The organism is Microvirga terrestris (assembly GCF_015694425.1).
Lineage (GTDB): Bacteria > Pseudomonadota > Alphaproteobacteria > Rhizobiales > Beijerinckiaceae > Microvirga > Microvirga terrestris.
On record NZ_JADQDN010000017.1, the window covers coordinates 34,943 to 52,031 of the forward strand.

At 61.8% G+C, this 17,089-nt stretch carries 14 protein-coding genes, 3 tRNA genes and 1 pseudogene; 8 read left to right on the forward strand and 10 right to left on the reverse strand.

Annotated features, from left to right (window positions below; translation table 11 throughout):
• Positions 1-15: 15 nt before the first annotated feature.
• Both I2H36_RS19150 and I2H36_RS19155 read right to left on the reverse strand, forming a co-directional pair.
• Entirely contained in the window at positions 16-1,221 is a 1,206-nt protein-coding gene (locus I2H36_RS19150) for an ABC transporter permease (protein WP_196265504.1), read from the reverse strand.
• Entirely contained in the window at positions 1,218-2,078 is an 861-nt protein-coding gene (locus I2H36_RS19155) for an ABC transporter ATP-binding protein (RefSeq protein WP_210331151.1), read from the reverse strand. Before I2H36_RS19155 ends, I2H36_RS19150 begins: the two co-directional genes overlap by 4 nt.
• Before the next feature lie 318 nt (positions 2,079-2,396).
• Between I2H36_RS19155 and I2H36_RS19160 the strand changes: the two genes are divergently transcribed.
• The 4 genes and pseudogenes from I2H36_RS19160 to I2H36_RS19175 all read left to right on the forward strand — a co-directional run bounded on the left by I2H36_RS19160 (position 2,397) and on the right by I2H36_RS19175 (position 4,306).
• The gene (locus tag I2H36_RS19160) at positions 2,397-2,819 is read left to right on the forward strand and encodes a DUF2141 domain-containing protein (RefSeq protein ID WP_196265506.1); all 423 of its coding nucleotides are present in this window, start codon (positions 2,397-2,399) and stop codon (positions 2,817-2,819) included.
• 100 nt (positions 2,820-2,919) lie between these two features.
• Positions 2,920-2,997, forward strand: a tRNA-Pro gene (locus I2H36_RS19165).
• Between the two features lie 130 nt (positions 2,998-3,127).
• A complete protein-coding gene (locus I2H36_RS19170) occupies positions 3,128-3,538 on the forward strand; it encodes a DUF4142 domain-containing protein (RefSeq protein ID WP_196265516.1) in 411 nt (136 codons plus the stop codon).
• Positions 3,539-3,831: 293 nt separating this feature from the next.
• Positions 3,832-4,306 (forward strand): annotated as a pseudogene (locus I2H36_RS19175) (DUF1003 domain-containing protein).
• A gap of 61 nt (positions 4,307-4,367) precedes the next feature.
• On the opposite strand, the gene I2H36_RS19180 reads toward I2H36_RS19175, so the two are convergent.
• From I2H36_RS19180 to I2H36_RS19210, 7 genes are all read right to left on the reverse strand, one after another.
• Positions 4,368-4,443 (reverse strand) — tRNA-Val (locus tag I2H36_RS19180).
• 81 nt (positions 4,444-4,524) lie between these two features.
• Positions 4,525-4,803 (reverse strand): HU family DNA-binding protein, encoded by a 279-nt coding sequence (locus I2H36_RS19185; RefSeq protein WP_009490969.1) that lies wholly within the window; start codon positions 4,801-4,803, stop codon positions 4,525-4,527.
• 195 nt (positions 4,804-4,998) lie between these two features.
• Positions 4,999-7,425, reverse strand: coding sequence for an endopeptidase La (gene lon, locus I2H36_RS19190; RefSeq protein ID WP_196265507.1), 2,427 nt, complete (start codon positions 7,423-7,425; stop codon positions 4,999-5,001).
• Positions 7,426-7,656: 231 nt separating this feature from the next.
• The gene (gene clpX / locus I2H36_RS19195; protein WP_196265508.1) at positions 7,657-8,925 is read right to left on the reverse strand and encodes an ATP-dependent Clp protease ATP-binding subunit ClpX; all 1,269 of its coding nucleotides are present in this window, start codon (positions 8,923-8,925) and stop codon (positions 7,657-7,659) included.
• Positions 8,926-9,150: 225 nt separating this feature from the next.
• Positions 9,151-9,783, reverse strand: a complete 633-nt coding sequence (locus I2H36_RS19200; protein ID WP_196265509.1) for an ATP-dependent Clp protease proteolytic subunit — start codon at positions 9,781-9,783, stop codon at positions 9,151-9,153.
• Positions 9,784-9,860: 77 nt separating this feature from the next.
• A complete protein-coding gene (gene tig / locus I2H36_RS19205; RefSeq protein ID WP_196265517.1) occupies positions 9,861-11,222 on the reverse strand; it encodes a trigger factor in 1,362 nt (453 codons plus the stop codon).
• A 114-nt stretch (positions 11,223-11,336) separates the two neighbouring features.
• A tRNA-Leu gene (locus I2H36_RS19210) sits at positions 11,337-11,421 on the reverse strand.
• A 172-nt stretch (positions 11,422-11,593) separates the two neighbouring features.
• On the opposite strand from I2H36_RS19210, the gene I2H36_RS19215 reads away from it, so the two are divergent.
• Positions 11,594-12,934, forward strand: coding sequence for a multicopper oxidase family protein (locus I2H36_RS19215; protein WP_196265510.1), 1,341 nt, complete (start codon positions 11,594-11,596; stop codon positions 12,932-12,934).
• Here the strand turns inward: I2H36_RS19215 and I2H36_RS19220 are convergent.
• The gene (locus I2H36_RS19220; RefSeq protein WP_196265511.1) at positions 12,927-14,414 is read right to left on the reverse strand and encodes an NAD(P)H-hydrate dehydratase; all 1,488 of its coding nucleotides are present in this window, start codon (positions 14,412-14,414) and stop codon (positions 12,927-12,929) included. The genes I2H36_RS19215 and I2H36_RS19220 overlap by 8 nt on opposite strands.
• 180 nt (positions 14,415-14,594) lie before the next feature.
• Here I2H36_RS19220 and I2H36_RS19225 point away from each other — a divergent pair, with 180 nt between their 5' ends.
• The 3 genes from I2H36_RS19225 (at position 14,595) to I2H36_RS19235 (ending at position 16,838) form a co-directional block, all read left to right on the forward strand.
• The gene (locus tag I2H36_RS19225) at positions 14,595-14,933 is read left to right on the forward strand and encodes a P-II family nitrogen regulator (RefSeq protein ID WP_036352735.1); all 339 of its coding nucleotides are present in this window, start codon (positions 14,595-14,597) and stop codon (positions 14,931-14,933) included.
• Between the two features lie 70 nt (positions 14,934-15,003).
• Positions 15,004-16,413, forward strand: coding sequence for a type I glutamate--ammonia ligase (gene glnA, locus I2H36_RS19230; RefSeq protein ID WP_196265512.1), 1,410 nt, complete (start codon positions 15,004-15,006; stop codon positions 16,411-16,413).
• A 233-nt stretch (positions 16,414-16,646) separates the two neighbouring features.
• Positions 16,647-16,838: a hypothetical protein gene (locus I2H36_RS19235; protein WP_196265513.1), complete on the forward strand. Its 192-nt coding sequence runs from the start codon at positions 16,647-16,649 to the stop codon at positions 16,836-16,838.
• Positions 16,839-17,089: the final 251 nt, after the last annotated feature.

Below are 17,089 nucleotides of genomic sequence, written 5' to 3' on the forward strand. Positions count from 1 at the left end.
CTGAACCTCGTATGGTCAGATGGAGCGGCGGCGAAGCGAAATCGCCAGACTGAAGAGCAACGCCCCTGCCGCCATGGCGGCCAGGATTGTCCATGCTGTCCAGAGCGACGTGAGGGATGATCCTGGCGTCAGCGCCGATGAATAGGCCTGGATCGACCAGGCGTTCGGCGTCCACCATCCAGCCTCTTGCAGCCAGGGTGGCAGGAAGAAGCGCGGAACCATGCTGCCGCCTGCGGCAGACAGGATGAGCACCACGAAGGTGGACAGCACCTGCGCCTGCTGTCGCGAGGAGCAGACGACGCACAGGGCCAGTGCCAAGCCAGACGTCGCGGCAGCGACCGCGAGCGTCGTCGTGAGCCATGGTCCGAAGGAGGCGATGAAATCCACTCCATAGAGAAGGTACGCTGCAGCAAAGACCAGGGCGGCCTGCACGCTTCCCTGCGCGACGAGGAACAGGAACTTGCCTAGGATGATCCTTGCAATGGCATTTGGCCCCGAGAGCAGGCGGTCATAGACGCCAAGGCGCCGCTCCTCGATGAGCCCAACGGCTCCCTGCACGGCGGCCAGAAGCAGGAACATCACCGCGACGGCACCGGCGTAATAGGACACCGCCCATCCGGCATTCTGCGGAAGGGCGGATTCGGTGGCGACCAAGCCTGCGTCCCGCATGTGCGGATCGCTGCGGGTCTCGTCCGCTTTCTCCTTGAATGTCTCGTCGATCCAGACCCGCTGCTCGGATGTGATTCCACCAATGGCCTCCAGATCCGCCAGCACCTGGGCGAAGGCTACGTCCGGCATGTGGACGGCCAGCAGCCGCTGCAGCTGGCCTGCCATGATCGCACCAGCAATCGCCCGTGCCTCGTGGGTGACCAGTAGGACAGGAGCACCAGCCCCGCGTGCGTTCAGGTCGCTCCTGAGGATGAGCCCCAGATCGACGGCGCCGTCCTTGACGAGGCCGCGCACGCTCTCATCCGTTGCATCATCGCTGTAGGTGACACGCAGCGTCGGCTCCTGCCTCAGCACCTGAACCAGCTGCGCGGTCGTTGGGGTTCGCGCCATGTCGGCGACACCCACATGAAGCCGGAGCTGGTCGCCGCCGGCGGAGGAGAAGATTGCCGCAAAAATAACGAAGATCAGCGGCGGCAGCACGAACGCCATGGCGAGCGCGCCGCGATCCCTGAGCAGGGTCAGAAACATGACCCGTGCTGCCGGTAATATCATGAGCTCGCTCCCTCGACATGGGCCAGCACATGCTCAAGCCCCGGCTCCCGCAGGCGAATCTCGTGCAGATCGATGCCATGCCGCCGGAGCGCGACGGGCAAGGACGCGAAGCTCTCCATGCCGGTCGACCACGAGGTCCATTCCAGCGGGTTGAGCGTCGGCGCGAATCGCAATCGCTCAAGAGCGCTCTTCACGGCATTGTCCGGCTCCCGGCTCAACGTTGCCAAGACCTCGCGCCTATCACCGAACATGCGGCGGAGAATGCCCTCGACAGGCCCCTCCTCGGCCATCCGGCCCGATGCCAGAATGCCGATCCGATCCGCCAATGTCCTGGCCTCGTCGAGGTCATGGGTCGTAAGCAGAATGGATGTGCCGTCATCCCGCAGGCGCTTCAAGGTTCGGTGCAGCGACAGTCGGGCATCCACATCCACACCGACGGTGGGCTCGTCAAGCAACAGGAGCCGGGGCCGGGTCAGCAGGGCTGCGGCAATGTTGGCCCGGCGCTTGTATCCGCCGGAGAGGTGATCAATCAACTCGTGCTGGCGGCCCGTCACTTGCACGAGCGCCATGGCCTCTTCGACACGCGGGGAAATTTCCCGCTTCGATAGCCCTGCCATCCCGGCCATCACTTCCAGGTTCTCCCGGACCGTCAGGCGCAGATAGAGGGCTATATCCTGCGGAACCAGGCTCATCATCCGCCGGGGCTCGGCCTCTCGGCCCGGGTCGCGTCCGAACACCCGCACATCGCCTGATGTCGACCGAAGCTGTCCCGTCAGGAGCCGCATCAGGGTGGTCTTGCCCGTACCGTTGCGGCCGAGCAGAGCGAAAATCTCGCCCTGGTTCAGAGTAAGGTTCAATCCCTGCAAAATTTCGCGCCCACCCAGGCGAACATGAACGCCGCTCATAACTGCAATGGACGGCTCCGGATGTGTGAGTACCGGCTCGAGCATCGTCGACAGGTTTTGACGTTCAGGGATGGCTGGCTCCTGGGGAAGTCGACCTTGGCAGTCAGGCTGCCTCACGTCAGGAACCTAGCTCCAATTCGGGTTTCGGGAAGAGAGCCCGCATTGATGTGATCGCTTTAGATGCCGGATGCCCTCGCATTCTCGAACCCAAGCGCCAAGTTTGTCTTGTCCAGCCGTCTTCGGCGCAGAATCCAACCAGGGGCACCATCCATGCTTCGATCAACCGTCGGAATGATCGCGGTTCTCATACTCGTGAGCGGAGCAGAGGCAGTTCCGCTAACCGTGCAGGTGGAAGGCGCCAATCCTGGGCAGGGCACTGTTCTGGTCGGCATCTGCACCGGATCCCTGGATTTCGGCTCCTGCCGGTATAGCCAGGAGGTCCAGCCTCCGGCGGCGGAGTTCCAGGTTCTGTTCCCGGATGTCCCTGAAGGATCATATGCGATCGCCGTCTTCCAGGACACCAACGGGAACAACGACCTAGACCGAGATCAAAGGGGGCTGCCCCTGGAGCCCTACGGCTTCAGCAACGGGACAGGCCGTACCGCTCCGCCTTCGTTCGAGGCCGCGCGCATTGCCGTCACGGGGTCTACCCTCACGAGAGTCCGGATCGCCCGCTCGCCTCTGGCCCGATAGAGTTTTATCTCTAAGGTCTATCAGGACATCTGCCAAAGTGAATTTCGGGGGTTGCACAGCGCAAGCGCCAGAGCTAATTGAAGCAAGCCGTTAAAGGCGTCGGAGCGTAGCGCAGCCCGGTTAGCGCACTAGTCTGGGGGACTAGGGGTCGGAGGTTCAAATCCTCTCGCTCCGACCATTCTTTCTCCTGAGAAATCAGGAGGCTACAGGAAGCCGCCCGTTGAGGCGGCTTTTTTGTTTGGCTTTGTGACGGCACAATGACGGCACCAATTACCGCCTAGGTCTGGAGGCGGGGCGTAGGTTCTGGAATCGAGCCGCATGGCGATAGCAAGGTTCGTAATGAGGACCTAAAGCGCTTCGCCAATTTCGAGGTTCAGGAGCAAACCACCCTGTCGGAAGTCCTACGCTCCATGATGGACCCGGGAGGAACCGCCGCGACGGGGTCGGTAAGCAGCCAGTCGGGGCAGCCCGCCATGCAGATGGATGCCAGCGCCCACGACCTGATGCAGAAGATGCAGAATCGGCAGGCTGGCGCCGAATTCGACAAGATGTACCTGGAAGCGCAACTCCAGGGTCACCGCGATCTGCTGCAGGTCCAAGAGCGCTATCTGCAGTCCAATCCCCAGAGCCGCGAGCATGTGAATCTCGCCAAGATGGCCCGTAAGCACATCCGCCAGCACATCGCCCTGCTCGAGGATACGCAGAACACCATACGCTGAAGCACCAGCCGATTGAAAAAGCCCCGCTCCAGTAAGTGCTGGAGCGGGTCCAAGTCTCAGGAGCAATCCTTGGAGGGATCTTGTCCAACCCTCTGGAAAACGGATTGTTTCAGGGTGCGGCGTTCCATCCCACAATTTGAGCCGACCTTTCACAGCTGAACTGTTGCGCTGGCCAGCCGTTTCAATCCAGCCGGAACGGGGCCATGGAGAGTGATGCCGTGACAAAGACCATAGGGAAGCACGCGGCGAAGGCATGGCGTGAAAGCCCCAGGCGCCCCCCGATTGAACCGAATATGTTCGCTTCTGTGCTGGAGCGAAATATCGACGCCCTGCGCCACAAACGCCAGGAGGAGGAGAGAAAGGCCAGTCTTCAGGACAGGATTGCCCAGGGAAGCACCCGTTTCACAGGCAGCCTGGCCTTCGCCTACATACACCTTGCCTTGGTCAGCGGTTGGATTGCCGCCAACCTTGGGATCATTCCCGGTGTTTCAGTCTTCGATCCGACCTTCGTGATCCTTGCGACCTTCGCATCCGTGGAGGCAATCTCTCTCCACTTTCGTTCTGATCAGCCAGAACCGCGCGGCCGCGGAGGCGGACCGCCGCTCCGAGCTTGACCTCCAGACCAATCTTCTCTCGAAACATGAGATCGCACGGCTCCTGACGCTGACCCGCGCCATTGCCGAGCATCTCGGCATCAAGGAAGCCAATGACCCGCTTTTGAGGATCTGGAACAGCAAGTGGCACCGGAGAAGGTGCCCGACCGGCTGATGGACGACGGCGGGAACGGTCCGTCCTGACAGGCGCCCAAAGCGGTCACACGATTCGGGAATGGTGGGCGGTGAGGGGTTCGAACCCCCGACCTGCGGTGTGTAAAACCGATGCTCTACCAGCTGAGCTAACCGCCCGACAGGCCTGACATAAAAACAGAAGGCCAACAACGCAAGCGCCGTTGGCCTTCTTTGCAAGCAAACACCGTCTAAAAGCGATTACTTCGCGTTGACGGCGTCCTTCAGGCCAGCGCCTGCGCGGAACTTGGGGGTCTTGGAAGCGGGAACCTTGACCTTCTCGCCGGTGCGCGGGTTGCGCGCCTCACCGGCGGCGCGGTTGGTCACCACGAAAGTGCCGAAGCCGACGATCTTGACCTCGTCGCCCTTCTTCAGAGCGCCGGTGATCGCCTCGATGGCGGCGTCGATCGCGTCACCAGCCTGGCCACGCGAAAGGCCCACCTTGTCGGCGACGGCCGCAACGAGCTCGCCTTTATTCATGTCTTATCCTCCAGTGATCACGGCAGCCGCAAAAGGAAATGGTCCACCGTTTCAGGGACCACCCGTTTGGCGCAAAGCTTGTCCGTAGGCAAGCCCCGAAGTGGCTGAAATCAGCCGTTTTTTAGCAATTTTTGCCAAAAAAGAAGCCCCCGAACTCACGTTCGGGGGCTTCTGTCGTTGCGTCAGGTTGATGCTTTAGTGCGCAACAACCCCGGTTGAGTCGTCCTCGACAGCAGGCTTCGGGCCCTTGAGAACCGAAGCCTCATCCCACTCGATCCGCTCCGGCATGCGCACGAGGGCATGCTGGAGAACCTGATCCATCATGGAAACCGGCACGATCTCGAGCCCGTTCTTCACGCTTGCCGGGATGTCGGCCAAGTCCTTGGCGTTCTCCTCGGGAATCAGGACCTTCTTCATGCCGCCGCGAAGCGCCGCGAGAAGCTTCTCCTTCAGCCCGCCGATGGGCAGCACCCTGCCCCGCAGCGTCACCTCGCCCGTCATGGCGATATCGCGGCGAACCGGGATGCTCGTGATGACGGAAACGATGGCGGTTGCCATGGCAATGCCGGCCGAGGGGCCATCCTTGGGCGTCGCGCCTTCCGGCACGTGCACGTGTATGTCACGACGGTCGAACATGGGCGGCTCGACGCCGAAATCGAGGGCCCGGGAGCGGACATAAGATGCCGCGGCCGAGATCGATTCCTTCATGACGTCACGCAGGTTGCCCGTGACAGTCATCTTGCCCTTGCCCGGCATCATGATGCCTTCGATGGTCAGCAGTTCGCCGCCCACTTCGGTCCAAGCAAGGCCCGTGACCGCACCAACCATGTCCTCGGTCTCGGCCTCGCCGTAGCGATAGCGCGGGGGTCCCAGGAACTCCGGCAGATTATCGGTCGTGACCTCCACCGACTTGACCTTGGAGATCAGGATCTCCTTCACGGCCTTGCGGATGAGGTTGGCCAGCTCGCGTTCGAGGTTACGCACGCCCGCCTCGCGGGTGTAGCGGCGGATCAGCATGAGGAGAGCCTCGTCGCCGATCTTCCACTCCTTCTGCGCCAAACCATGCTTCTGCATGGAGGACGGGATCAGGTGGGTGCGGGCAATCTCGGCCTTCTCCTCCTCCGTGTAACCCGCGATGCGGATCACTTCCATACGGTCGAGCAGCGGGCCGGGAATGTTGAGCGTGTTGGCCGTCGTCACGAACATCACGTTGGACAGGTCGTAATCGACCTCCAGGTAATGGTCGTTGAAGGTCGAGTTCTGCTCAGGGTCGAGGACCTCCAGAAGGGCTGCCGACGGATCGCCGCGGAAGTCCATGCCCATCTTGTCGATCTCGTCGAGCAGGATGAGCGGGTTGGACGTCTTAGCCTTGCGCATCGACTGGATGATCTTGCCGGGCATCGAGCCGATATAGGTCCGGCGGTGGCCGCGGATCTCGGACTCGTCGCGAACGCCGCCAAGCGACATGCGCACGAACTCGCGGCCCGTGGCCTTGGCGATTGACTTGCCGAGCGAGGTCTTACCCACGCCGGGAGGACCGACGAGGCAGAGGATCGGACCCGTGAGCTTGTTGGCGCGCTGCTGCACGGCCAGGTACTCGACGATACGCTCCTTGACCTTGTCGAGGCCGTAATGATCCGCATCGAGCAGATCCTGGGCGGCCTTCAGGTCCTTCTTCATCTTCGAGCGGCGGTTCCACGGGATCCCGAGCAGCCAGTCGAGATAGTTGCGCACGACGGTGGCTTCCGCCGACATGGGCGACATCTGGCGGAGCTTCTTGAGCTCGCCCATCGCCTTCTCGCGGGCTTCCTTCGTGAACTTGGTCTTCTCGATCTTCTCCTCGAGCTCGGCCAGCTCGTCGCGACCTTCGTCGTCGCCGAGCTCCTTCTGGATCGCCTTCATCTGCTCGTTGAGGTAGTACTCGCGCTGTGTCTTCTCCATCTGACGCTTCACGCGGGTACGAATGCGCTTCTCGACCTGGAGAACCGAAATCTCGCTCTCCATCATGCCGAGAACCTTTTCCAGGCGCTGGGCGACGGTCGGGGTCTCGAGGATCGCCTGCTTGTCGGCAATCTTGATGGCGAGGTGCGAAGCGATGGTGTCGGCGAGCTTGGCCGGCTCGTCGATCTGGGTCACCGCGGTCACAACCTCGGGCGAAACCTTCTTGTTGAGCTTCACGTAGTTCTCGAACTCGGACACCACGGAGCGGGCGAGCGCCTCGGCCTCCACCTGGTCACCGAGCGAGTCGGGCAGAGCCTCGGCCTCGGCCTCGTAATATTCATCCGTGCGGGTATAGGTCTTCACCTGAGCGCGGCTCGCGCCTTCGACCAGCACCTTCACGGTGCCGTCCGGCAGCTTCAGCAGCTGGAGCACGTTGGCCAGGGTGCCGACCTTGTAGATGGCATCCGTTGCCGGATCGTCATCCGTTGCATCGATCTGGGTTGCCAGAAGGATATGACGGTCCCCCTTGACCACTTCCTCAAGCGCGCGGATCGACTTTTCACGGCCGACAAAGAGCGGCACGATCATGTGCGGAAAGACAACAATGTCGCGCAGAGGCAGAACCGCATAGGTTCCGGTCGAGCCTGAAACAACAGGCTGACGTGGCTTCGATTGTGTCATGAGATGACTTCCTTTTGACTGCGTCCGGGAATCCCCTCACATGAGCTGGACCTCAGACGGATAACCGGAATGCTCAGGCTTTTGTTATGGGCTGCATCCGGTACGCCGGGCCATCCCTCGGGAGATGAGCGGACAGCTTCGGCGCAGGAGATAATGTGGCGTTGCGGGCTCAACCTTTCAAGAAGATCGCCCGCAACGGTTGGGTTCATAAGGAGCCCCCGAGCCGATTCTCTAGGCGCTGGCGCTCGCGGCCTGATCGTTGCGCTCGCCGTGGATGAAGAGCGGCTTGGCCTTGCCCTCCACCACCTCGGGCCCGATCACCACCTGCTCGACCGAATCGAGGCCAGGCAGGTCGTACATGGTCTCCAGCAGGATCCCTTCCATGATGGACCGCAGGCCGCGGGCGCCCGTCTTCCGCTCGATTGCCTTCTTGGCGATGAGGGTCAGGGCCTCGTCCTGGAACGTGAGCTGGACGTTCTCCATCTCGAAGAGGCGCTGATACTGCTTGACCAGGGCGTTCTTCGGCTCCTGCAGAATGGTCTTCAAGGCGTCGACATCCAGGTCTTCCAGCGTCGCCAGGACCGGCAGACGGCCGACGAACTCAGGGATCAGGCCGAATTTCAGCAGATCCTCGGGCTCGACCTCGCGGAAGATCTCGCCCGTCCGACGGTCGTCCGGGGAACTCACGGAAGCCGCAAAGCCGATGGACGTGCCCTTGCCGCGGCTTGCGATGATCCGTTCCAGGCCCGCGAAGGCACCGCCGCAGATGAACAGGATGTTCGTGGTGTCGACCTGAAGGAACTCCTGCTGCGGGTGCTTGCGGCCACCCTGAGGAGGCACGGAGGCGACGGTGCCTTCCATGATCTTCAGGAGCGCCTGCTGCACGCCCTCGCCCGACACGTCACGGGTGATCGAGGGATTGTCCGACTTGCGGGAGATTTTGTCGATCTCGTCGATATAGACGATGCCGCGCTGCGCCCGCTCGACATTGTAGTCGGAGGCCTGGAGCAGCTTGAGGATGATGTTCTCCACGTCCTCGCCAACGTAACCAGCCTCGGTCAGAGTCGTGGCGTCCGCCATGGTGAACGGCACGTCGAGGATCCGGGCCAGGGTCTGGGCCAGCAGGGTCTTGCCCGAGCCGGTCGGTCCGATCAGCAGGATGTTCGACTTGGCCAACTCGACGTCGTTGTGCTTCGTCGCATGGGCCAGGCGCTTGTAATGGTTGTGGACTGCTACCGAGAGCACCTTCTTGGCGTGCTCCTGGCCGATCACATAGTCGTCCAGAACGCGGCTGATTTCCTTCGGGGTTGGAACCCCGTCGCGGGACTTCACGAGAGACGATTTCGACTCCTCGCGGATGATGTCCATGCAGAGCTCGACGCATTCATCGCAGATGAAAACCGTCGGGCCAGCGATCAGCTTGCGAACCTCGTGCTGGCTCTTGCCGCAAAAGGAGCAGTACAGCGTGCTCTTGGAGTCGTTGCCGCCAGCCTTGGTCATTATCACATCTCCAATCCGCACCGGGACGGCCCTTCCGGCCCAGCACTTCTTCTAAGTTTATGAGCGGCGGGCCTAACGAAAGGTTCCGTCGCTAAGAATTGAACGATCAAATCGCCACGTTTTCCGAATCCACATGCAATCACGCGCAGGGCACGGGATCAATAGAAACGGAATTGCCCGCCAAAAAGACGCACCCTGGAGGAATTTGTCCCCAGGATTTAAGGGTTAGACCGGAGTGGCTGCCGGCTCGGGGCGCTTGGAGATCACTTGGTCGATCAAGCCGAACTCCTGGGCAGCCTCGGCGGTCATGAAATTGTCGCGCTCCAGGGCCCGCTCGATTGCCTCGTAAGGCTGGCTGGTGTGCTGAACATAGATTTCGTTCAACCGGCGCTTGAGGGCCTCGCTCTCGCGGGCGTGGATCATGATGTCCGTGACCTGCCCCTGGTAGCCGCCGGAAGGCTGGTGGACCATGATTCGGGCGTTCGGGAGCGCAAATCGCATGCTCTTCTCGCCGGCCGTCAGCAGGAGTGAGCCCATCGAGGCAGCCTGGCCGACGCAGAGGGTCGAGACCGGGCAGCGGATGAACTGCATGGTGTCGTAGATCGACAGGCCCGACGTCACCACGCCGCCGGGCGAGTTGATGTAGAAGGAGATTTCCTTCTTCGGGTTCTCGGCCTCGAGGAACAGAAGCTGCGCCACGATCAGCGAGGCCGAGTAGTCTTCGACGGGGCCCGTAAGGAAGATAATCCGTTCGCGCAGAAGGCGCGAATAGATGTCGAAGGCGCGTTCGCCGCGGTTCGACTGCTCAACCACCATCGGGACGAGCGTATTGTTAAAGAGGGCTACCGGATCTCTCATTGTCTCACTGCTCCAGTTCGGCCGCGCGAATCCGCGGCCGTGCATGTCATGCAAGCAACGAGACGCTTAAAGGAGCGTTACTCGCCCTTGCCGGATTTCTCTTCGTCCTCGTCGCTGAAGAGCGCGTCCTTGGAGACGGTCTCTTCATTCACCTTCACCTGGGACAGGATCTGGTCGACGACCTTCTCTTCAAACAGAGGAGCCCGGATTTCAGCTAGGGCCTGCGGGTTCTTTTGGTAGAACTCCCAAACCTGGCGCTCCTGGCCGGGGTACTGACGGACCCGCTCGATGAGGGCCTGAGTCACCTCATCGTCGGAGATCTTGATATCGGACTTCTCACCGATCTGTGCAAGGACCAACCCGAGACGCACACGGCGCTCGGCGATCTTGCGGTACTCGGCCTTAGCCTCGTCCTCGGTGGTTTCCTCATCCTCGAAGGTGCGGTTGTTAGACTTCATGTCGCCCACGACCTGCGACCACACGGCCGTGAACTCCTGCTCGACCAGGGTCGGCGGCAGCTCGAAGCTGTACTTTGCGTCCAGGGAGTCGAGAAGGTCCTTCTTGACCTTGCGGCGGGACTGGGTGTCGAAATCCTTGCGGATCGCGTCGCGGATCGCGTCCTTGAGCTTGTCCAGGGACTCCATTCCGAAGCCCTTGGCCATCTCGTCGTCGATCTTCAGCTCGCCCGGAGCCTCGACTTCCTTCACAGTCACGTCAAACTCGGCATCCTTGCCGGCCAGGTGAGCGGCCATGTAGTTCACCGGGAAGGTGACCTTCACGAGCTTGGTGTCGCCAGCCTTGAGGCCGAGGAGCTGGTCCTCGAAGCCCGGGATGAAGGTGTTGGAGCCGAGCTCGACCCGGATGTCCTGGCCGTTGCCGCCCTCGAACGCGGTGCCGTCGATGCGGCCCACGAAATCCACCACGACGCGATCGCCGGAAACCGCCTCACCGTCCTTCGTCTCGAAGGAGCGGTTCTGCTTGGCCATGCGCTCGAGCGATTCGGTGATCTCGGCGTCGGTGATCTCGGCCACCGGCTTCGTGACGGCCACGTCCGACAGGTCAGCCAGCTCGAAGTCCGGCAGGACTTCGAGGGCAACGGTGAACGCCAAGTCGCCCTTGGCGTCCATGGCCTTCTCGACCTCTTCCTGGCTCTCCGGGAACTGGACCTGGGGCTCGTTGGCAAGCTTCAGGCTGTTGTCCTCCACGATCTTACGGTTGGCCTCGTTGACGGCGTTCTGCAGCACGTCGGCCATGACGGAGCGGCCATAGACCTTGCGCAGGTGGCCCACCGGCACCTTGCCGGGGCGGAAACCGTTGAGCCGTACCCGGTCCTTGAGGGTCGACAATTCGCTGTTCAGGCGCTCTTCCAACTCGGTGGCCGGGAGCACGACCTTGAACTCTCGCTTCAAGCCTTGGGACAGTGTTTCCGTCACCTGCATGGTATTATTCGCCTTCATCCACTCGAATATGAATCTCAAATCCAGGCTCGGCCGATGCGGCGTCATGCCGTCACCTGAGCCGCTCGGAGCCTCCGGATCCAACCCTGACGGGATTGGTGCGGGCGGAGGGACTCGAACCCCCACAACTTGCGTCGCTGGAACCTAAATCCAGTGCGTCTACCAATTCCGCCACGCCCGCGCGGGAGCGGCGCGCGCGAACGCGCCCCTCTTCCGGGACGCGGCTCTATAGCATGGTTGAGAAAGCGTGCATCAAAAAAGTTCGCGTGCGTCCAATTGGCAACCAAACTTGGCCGTTCACGTTCAACGCTGTACCCATAGCGACACCCTCCAGCCCTTCGCGAGCCTCCCGCATGATCACCCGCCGCGCCGTCACCGCCGGCCTTGCCACCTCTCTGATCGGCCTGCCTCGGATCGGCTTGGCACAGGACCCGGCCGCCCAAGTTGAAGAGATGACGGCAAAGGCCACGCCGCTGAAGCTCGGTCCGGATTCGGTCCGTGAGGCCGAGGCGTGGGCCTTCAATGGCTCCCTCGCCCCCATCGTAAGGATCAAACACGGAGCCGAGCTGCGTCTGAAATTGCGCAACGACACCGCCCTGCCCCTGTCCCTCCATTTCCATGGGGTTCGCGGTCCGAATGCCATGGATGGCTCCGGTCGCCTGACACAGGAGCCGGTGGCGCCCGGCCAGACTTACGATTACCGCTTCACACCACCCGATGCCGGCACCTTCCTGATCCGGCCTTGCATTCTTGGCGGCAGCGCCGAACCCCAGGAGCGCGGCCTCTCGGGCCTTTTGGTCGTGGAAGAAGCGAATCCTCCGCATGTCGATCAGGATCTTGCACTGTTGATCGACGACTGGGGTTTGAATGACGACGGCTCTCTTGCAGCCTTTGAAAAACCCACTGACGCTGCGCCGGCTGGTCGCCTCGGGAGCTGGCTCAGCCTGAATGGCAAACCGACGCCACAGAAGATCGAAGCCCCTCCCGGTGGACGCCTGCGGCTGCGGCTCGCCAATGCCTGCAATGCCCGCGCCATGCGCCTGCGCTTCGATGGGTTGAAGGCCTATGTAATTGCTATCGACGGGCAGCCTACGAGCACTTTCGAGCCGCTGAGAGCCTCCCTGCCTTTCGCGCCTGGCTCCCGCTACGATCTGCTCGTAGACCTTTCCACGGAGCCTGGATCGACCGGCGCCGTGACGGCCCTGATCGGCAACGGGCTGCCCCTTCTCGAGATCGTCACTGCCGGTGAGAAGCGCCCGGCCCTGCCCGCCATCGCTCCGCTGCCGGCCAACACGAAGCTGTCGGACACGATCAAGCTTCAGAACGCTACCCGCAAGGATGTGGTGATCAAGGGAGATCCAAAGGCACCGAACGTCCCATGGACGATCAATGGAGCCATAGGCCAACCGAACGGCGCTCCACTCCTTAAAGTGAAGCGCGGCAGCCCGGTGGTACTGACGCTCACCAACCAGACCGGCCTCATGCAGCCGCTCCATCTGCACGGCCACTGCGCCCGTCTTCTCCATGCCCTGGATGATGGCTGGGAGCCCTATTGGCTGGACACGGTGCAAGTGCCGGAGAACAAGACCGTCCGCATTGCCTTCGTGGCGGACAACCCCGGCAAGTGGCTTCTCGCCTCGACCGTGCTTGAACGGTTCGATGCGGGCCTTTGGACCTGGGTCGAGGTTATTTGAGCAGTTCCCGCAAAACTCCCGGCACCAGTTCCGCCAGATCTTCGGCGATGAGCCCCGGACCGAAGCTCGCCCCGGCCTGTGCATGAATCCAAACACCGGCACAAGCTGCCTCGAAGGCGGGCACACCCTGTGCCATCAAGCCGGCGATGAGGCCGCAGAGGGTGTCGCCCGATCCTGCCGTGGCCAGATAAGGCGTGCCGTTCTCGTTGATTGCGGTACGCCCATCGGGCGCCGCAATGACCGTATCCGGCCCTTTCAGCAACAGCACTGCTCCCGTATACACAGCAGCGCGGCGGGCGCGCTCAAGTTTCGATGCAGGATCAAGGAGATCGGGATGCCCTTTGAAAAGGCGGTTGAACTCGCCGTCATGGGGCGTGAGCACCGTCGGGGCATGGCGGAAGGCTCCATGCAGCTCGGTCGCCAGCCCCTCGAAGGAGGTCAATGCGTCCGCATCGAGAACGAGGCTGCGCCTAGCATGGACCGCCACGGCCACCATGGCTCGGGTGCCCGCGTGTATGCCGAGCGCCGGGCCTAGGACCAGAGCATTAAAGCGCGGGTCCTGGAGAATCGTGTTCAGGCCTTCCGGTCCGTCGCAGCCGCGCAGCATGACGGCCGTGAGGTGGGCCGCGTTGACCCCGAGCGCCTCTGGGGGCGAGGCCACGGTTACAAGACCGGAGCCGATCCGAAGTGCTGCCCGCGCAGCCAGCCGCGCTGCGCCCGTTCGGGTCGCACCGCCGGAGGCGACCAGCGTGTGACCGCGCTCATACTTGTGGGAGGAAAGACCCGGCCTCGGCAATACATGATTCCAGAGAGCCGGATTGTTGGCGAACAGCGTGCCGCCCTTAGCTTCCAAAATCTTGCGGCCGATTCCGATATCAGCCACCTCAACCGGGCCGCTATAGGCCCGACCAGGCATCAGCAGATGGCACGGCTTGCGGGTGGCGAAGGTCACGGTCCGGGTGGCTTTGACCGCGACGCCTCGCACCTCTCCGGTGTCGCCGTCGATGCCGGAGGGAAGATCTACCGCCAAGATCGGACGCCCCGAGGCGTTCATGCGCTCGACGGTCAGGCGCACAGCGCCCTCAAGGTCACGCGCGAGGCCCGTGCCGAACAAAGCGTCAATCACCAGATCAGTTTCATGGAAGGGCAGATCCTCGGCCCGTCCGATCTCACCGGTCCAGTCCTTGGCGGCCTCGGCGGCATCGCCCGTCAGCCGGTCCGATGAACCCAGGAGCCCGAGGCGTACCTGGTAGCCCCTCCCGACCAGAAGCGCTGCCGCGATGAAGCCGTCGCTGCCGTTCTGGCCGGGCCCTGCCGCTACGACGATCCTGGCGCCTGGGGAGACTAATTTTTCGGCATGATCGGCCACAGCGTGTCCAGCGCGCCGCATGAGCTCGATTCCCGAAATCCCGCTTTCGACCGTTTCCCGGTCGGCTTGCTTCATTTCAGAGGGCGTCAGAATGAGTTCAGGGGCTGTCATGGGAGCAAAATGGAGCGATTTCCGAAGATTTGGCGAGGTTTTTCGCAACTGCCCAAACTTTAAGCAGAAGATGCCCGCCAAGGCAGCAGAATGGACGACTTTGACTCGACGAGACCATGGAAGGCTCCTCCCGGCTGGTGCTAAAAGCAGCAAAACCTCGAACGAGAGCGGTTGAACGGGATGAAAAAGATCGAAGCCATCATCAAGCCCTTCAAGCTCGATGAAGTCAAAGAGGCTCTGCAGGAAGTTGGCCTGCAAGGCATCACCGTCATCGAGGCCAAGGGTTTCGGCCGTCAGAAAGGCCATACGGAACTCTATCGCGGCGCCGAGTACGTCGTCGACTTCCTGCCGAAGGTGAAGCTCGAGATCGTTCTCAACGACGACATGGCGGACGCCGCCATCGAGGCCATCCGCAAGGCGGCCCAGACCGGCCGTATCGGAGACGGCAAGATTTTCGTTTCGACGGTCGAAGAGGCCGTTCGCATCCGCACGGGCGAGACCGGATCTGACGCGATCTAAGCTCGCTTTTTTAAAGCCAAGGCCTGACGGCCAAGGACGATTCTCAAGGGCAGAAGAGGACCAGACGACCATGCAGACCGCCAAGGATGTGCTTAAGGCGATCAAGGATAACGACGTTCAGTACGTTGACTTCCGCTTCACGGACCCCCGCGGCAAGTGGCAGCACGTGACCTTCGACGTGTCGATGGTCGACGAGGATATGTTCGCCGACGGCATCATGTTCGACGGCTCGTCCATCGCGGGCTGGAAGGCGATCAACGAGTCCGACATGACTCTCATGCCAGACCCGACGACGGCCCAGATGGACCCATTCTTCGCGGCCTCCACCTTGGCGATCAACTGCGACATTCTCGAGCCTGCAACCGGCGAACCCTATAACCGCGATCCGCGCGGCATCGCCAAGAAGGCCGAGGCCTATCTCAAGTCCACGGGCATTGCCGACACCGTCTATGTCGGTCCCGAGGCCGAGTTCTTCATCTTCGACGACGTGAAGTTCATGGCCGACCCCTATAACACCGGGTTCAAGCTCGACTCCGCCGAGTTGCCGATCAACGGCGACACCCCTTACGAGGGCGGCAACCTCGGCCACCGCATCCCGACCAAGGGCGGCTACTTCCCGGTTCCCCCGCTCGATTCCGCCCAGGACATGCGCAGCGAAATGTTGGCCGCCATGAAGGCCATGGGCGTCACCGTCGAGAAGCATCACCACGAGGTGGCGTCGGCCCAGCACGAGCTCGGCACGAAGTTCAACACCCTCGTGCGCACCGCCGACGAGATGCAGATCTACAAGTACTGCATCCACAACGTCGCCCAGTCCTACGGCAAGACCGCAACCTTCATGCCGAAGCCGGTCTATGGCGACAACGGCTCGGGCATGCACGTGCACCAATCACTCTGGAAGGGCGGCAAGCCGTTGTTCGCGGGCAACAAGTATGCCGACTTGTCCCAAGAATGCCTGTGGTACATCGGCGGCATCATCAAGCACGCCAAGGCACTGAACGCCTTCACTAACCCGTCGACGAACTCCTACAAGCGTCTCGTCCCGGGCTACGAGGCTCCGGTGCTGCTGGCTTATTCGGCCCGTAACCGCTCGGCCTCTTGCCGTATTCCGTGGACGACCTCGCCGAAGGCCAAGCGCGTCGAGATCCGCTTCCCCGATCCGACCGCCAACCCGTATCTCGCCTTCGCGGCGATCATGATGGCCGGTCTGGACGGCATCCTGAACAAGATCGATCCCGGCCCGGCCATGGACAAGGATCTCTACGACCTGCCTCCGCGCGAGCTGAAGAAGATCCCGACCGTCTGCGGTAGCTTACGCGAAGCGCTCGCCAGCGTCGACAAGGACCGCGCGTTCCTGAAGGCCGGCGGTGTGTTCAATGACGACTTCATCGACAGCTACATCGAACTGAAGATGGCCGAGGTCGCCCGGTTCGAGATGACTCCGCATCCGGTCGAGTTCCAGATGTACTACTCCGTCTAACGGACGCTTATCCTCCCGGCTGCGGATCAGCAGCCTTCCTTCGCCGGAGCCTTTGGGCTCCGGCTTTTTTGTTGTATCTGTTCAGGAACTCAAGCCTGTCAGCAGGACAAATGCGCTATGATGAGGAGCGGATTGCCTAGCCATGATTGATTGGATGCGCGGCAAGCGGACGATCTGCGCATGTTTGGAGCCTGCACGAGGTAAATTTCAGTAGGTGAACCAGGAAGAGCTCTATGATCGTCTACCAGGGCTGGCGCTGGCAGTCAGATCTTGGTCATTACGATCCCACCAAGGCAACAGGGATTTTGATGGTTCGTCCACAGAAGCGCATTGTCATCCGCCAGCAGAGGCGCACAGCCACACCGGTCACCATGAAGGAACTGGCGATCGGCGGCGCGATGATTTTGGATGCAGCGGAGTTGTAGTCTTACCCTTGAGACCGTTGTCTCGGACATTCCCGCTGCGAATGGCAGGAGCCACCATGTTTATGACGAGGTCGTTCCGGCGGGCGCACAAAGCTGGAAGGTCGTGTCGATCGTCGATTGATACCCGAGTTACCCCGTGAAACGAAGAAGGCCCGGGTGTTGACCCGGGCCTTCTTCGTCGATCGCCGAGGCGAAGGATCTTAGTAGGTGCCGAAGCGGAAGTTCAGGCCGGCGCGAACCACACCGAAGTC

Bases quoted from the DNA above. Each gene is read 5' to 3' on its own strand.
- I2H36_RS19150 (WP_196265504.1), bottom strand. From the start codon at position 1,221: ATGATATTACCGGCAGCACGGGTCATGTTTCTGACCCTGCTCAGGGAT.
- I2H36_RS19160 (WP_196265506.1), top strand. From the start codon at position 2,397: ATGCTTCGATCAACCGTCGGAATGATCGCGGTTCTCATACTCGTGAGC.
- I2H36_RS19185 (WP_009490969.1), bottom strand. From the start codon at position 4,803: ATGAATAAAGGCGAGCTCGTTGCGGCCGTCGCCGACAAGGTGGGCCTT.
- lon (WP_196265507.1), bottom strand. From the start codon at position 7,425: ATGACACAATCGAAGCCACGTCAGCCTGTTGTTTCAGGCTCGACCGGA.
- clpX (WP_196265508.1), bottom strand. From the start codon at position 8,925: ATGACCAAGGCTGGCGGCAACGACTCCAAGAGCACGCTGTACTGCTCC.
- I2H36_RS19200 (WP_196265509.1), bottom strand. From the start codon at position 9,783: ATGAGAGATCCGGTAGCCCTCTTTAACAATACGCTCGTCCCGATGGTG.
- tig (WP_196265517.1), bottom strand. From the start codon at position 11,222: ATGCAGGTGACGGAAACACTGTCCCAAGGCTTGAAGCGAGAGTTCAAG.
- I2H36_RS19215 (WP_196265510.1), top strand. From the start codon at position 11,594: ATGATCACCCGCCGCGCCGTCACCGCCGGCCTTGCCACCTCTCTGATC.
- I2H36_RS19220 (WP_196265511.1), bottom strand. From the start codon at position 14,414: ATGACAGCCCCTGAACTCATTCTGACGCCCTCTGAAATGAAGCAAGCC.
- I2H36_RS19225 (WP_036352735.1), top strand. From the start codon at position 14,595: ATGAAAAAGATCGAAGCCATCATCAAGCCCTTCAAGCTCGATGAAGTC.
- glnA (WP_196265512.1), top strand. From the start codon at position 15,004: ATGCAGACCGCCAAGGATGTGCTTAAGGCGATCAAGGATAACGACGTT.
- I2H36_RS19235 (WP_196265513.1), top strand. From the start codon at position 16,647: ATGATCGTCTACCAGGGCTGGCGCTGGCAGTCAGATCTTGGTCATTAC.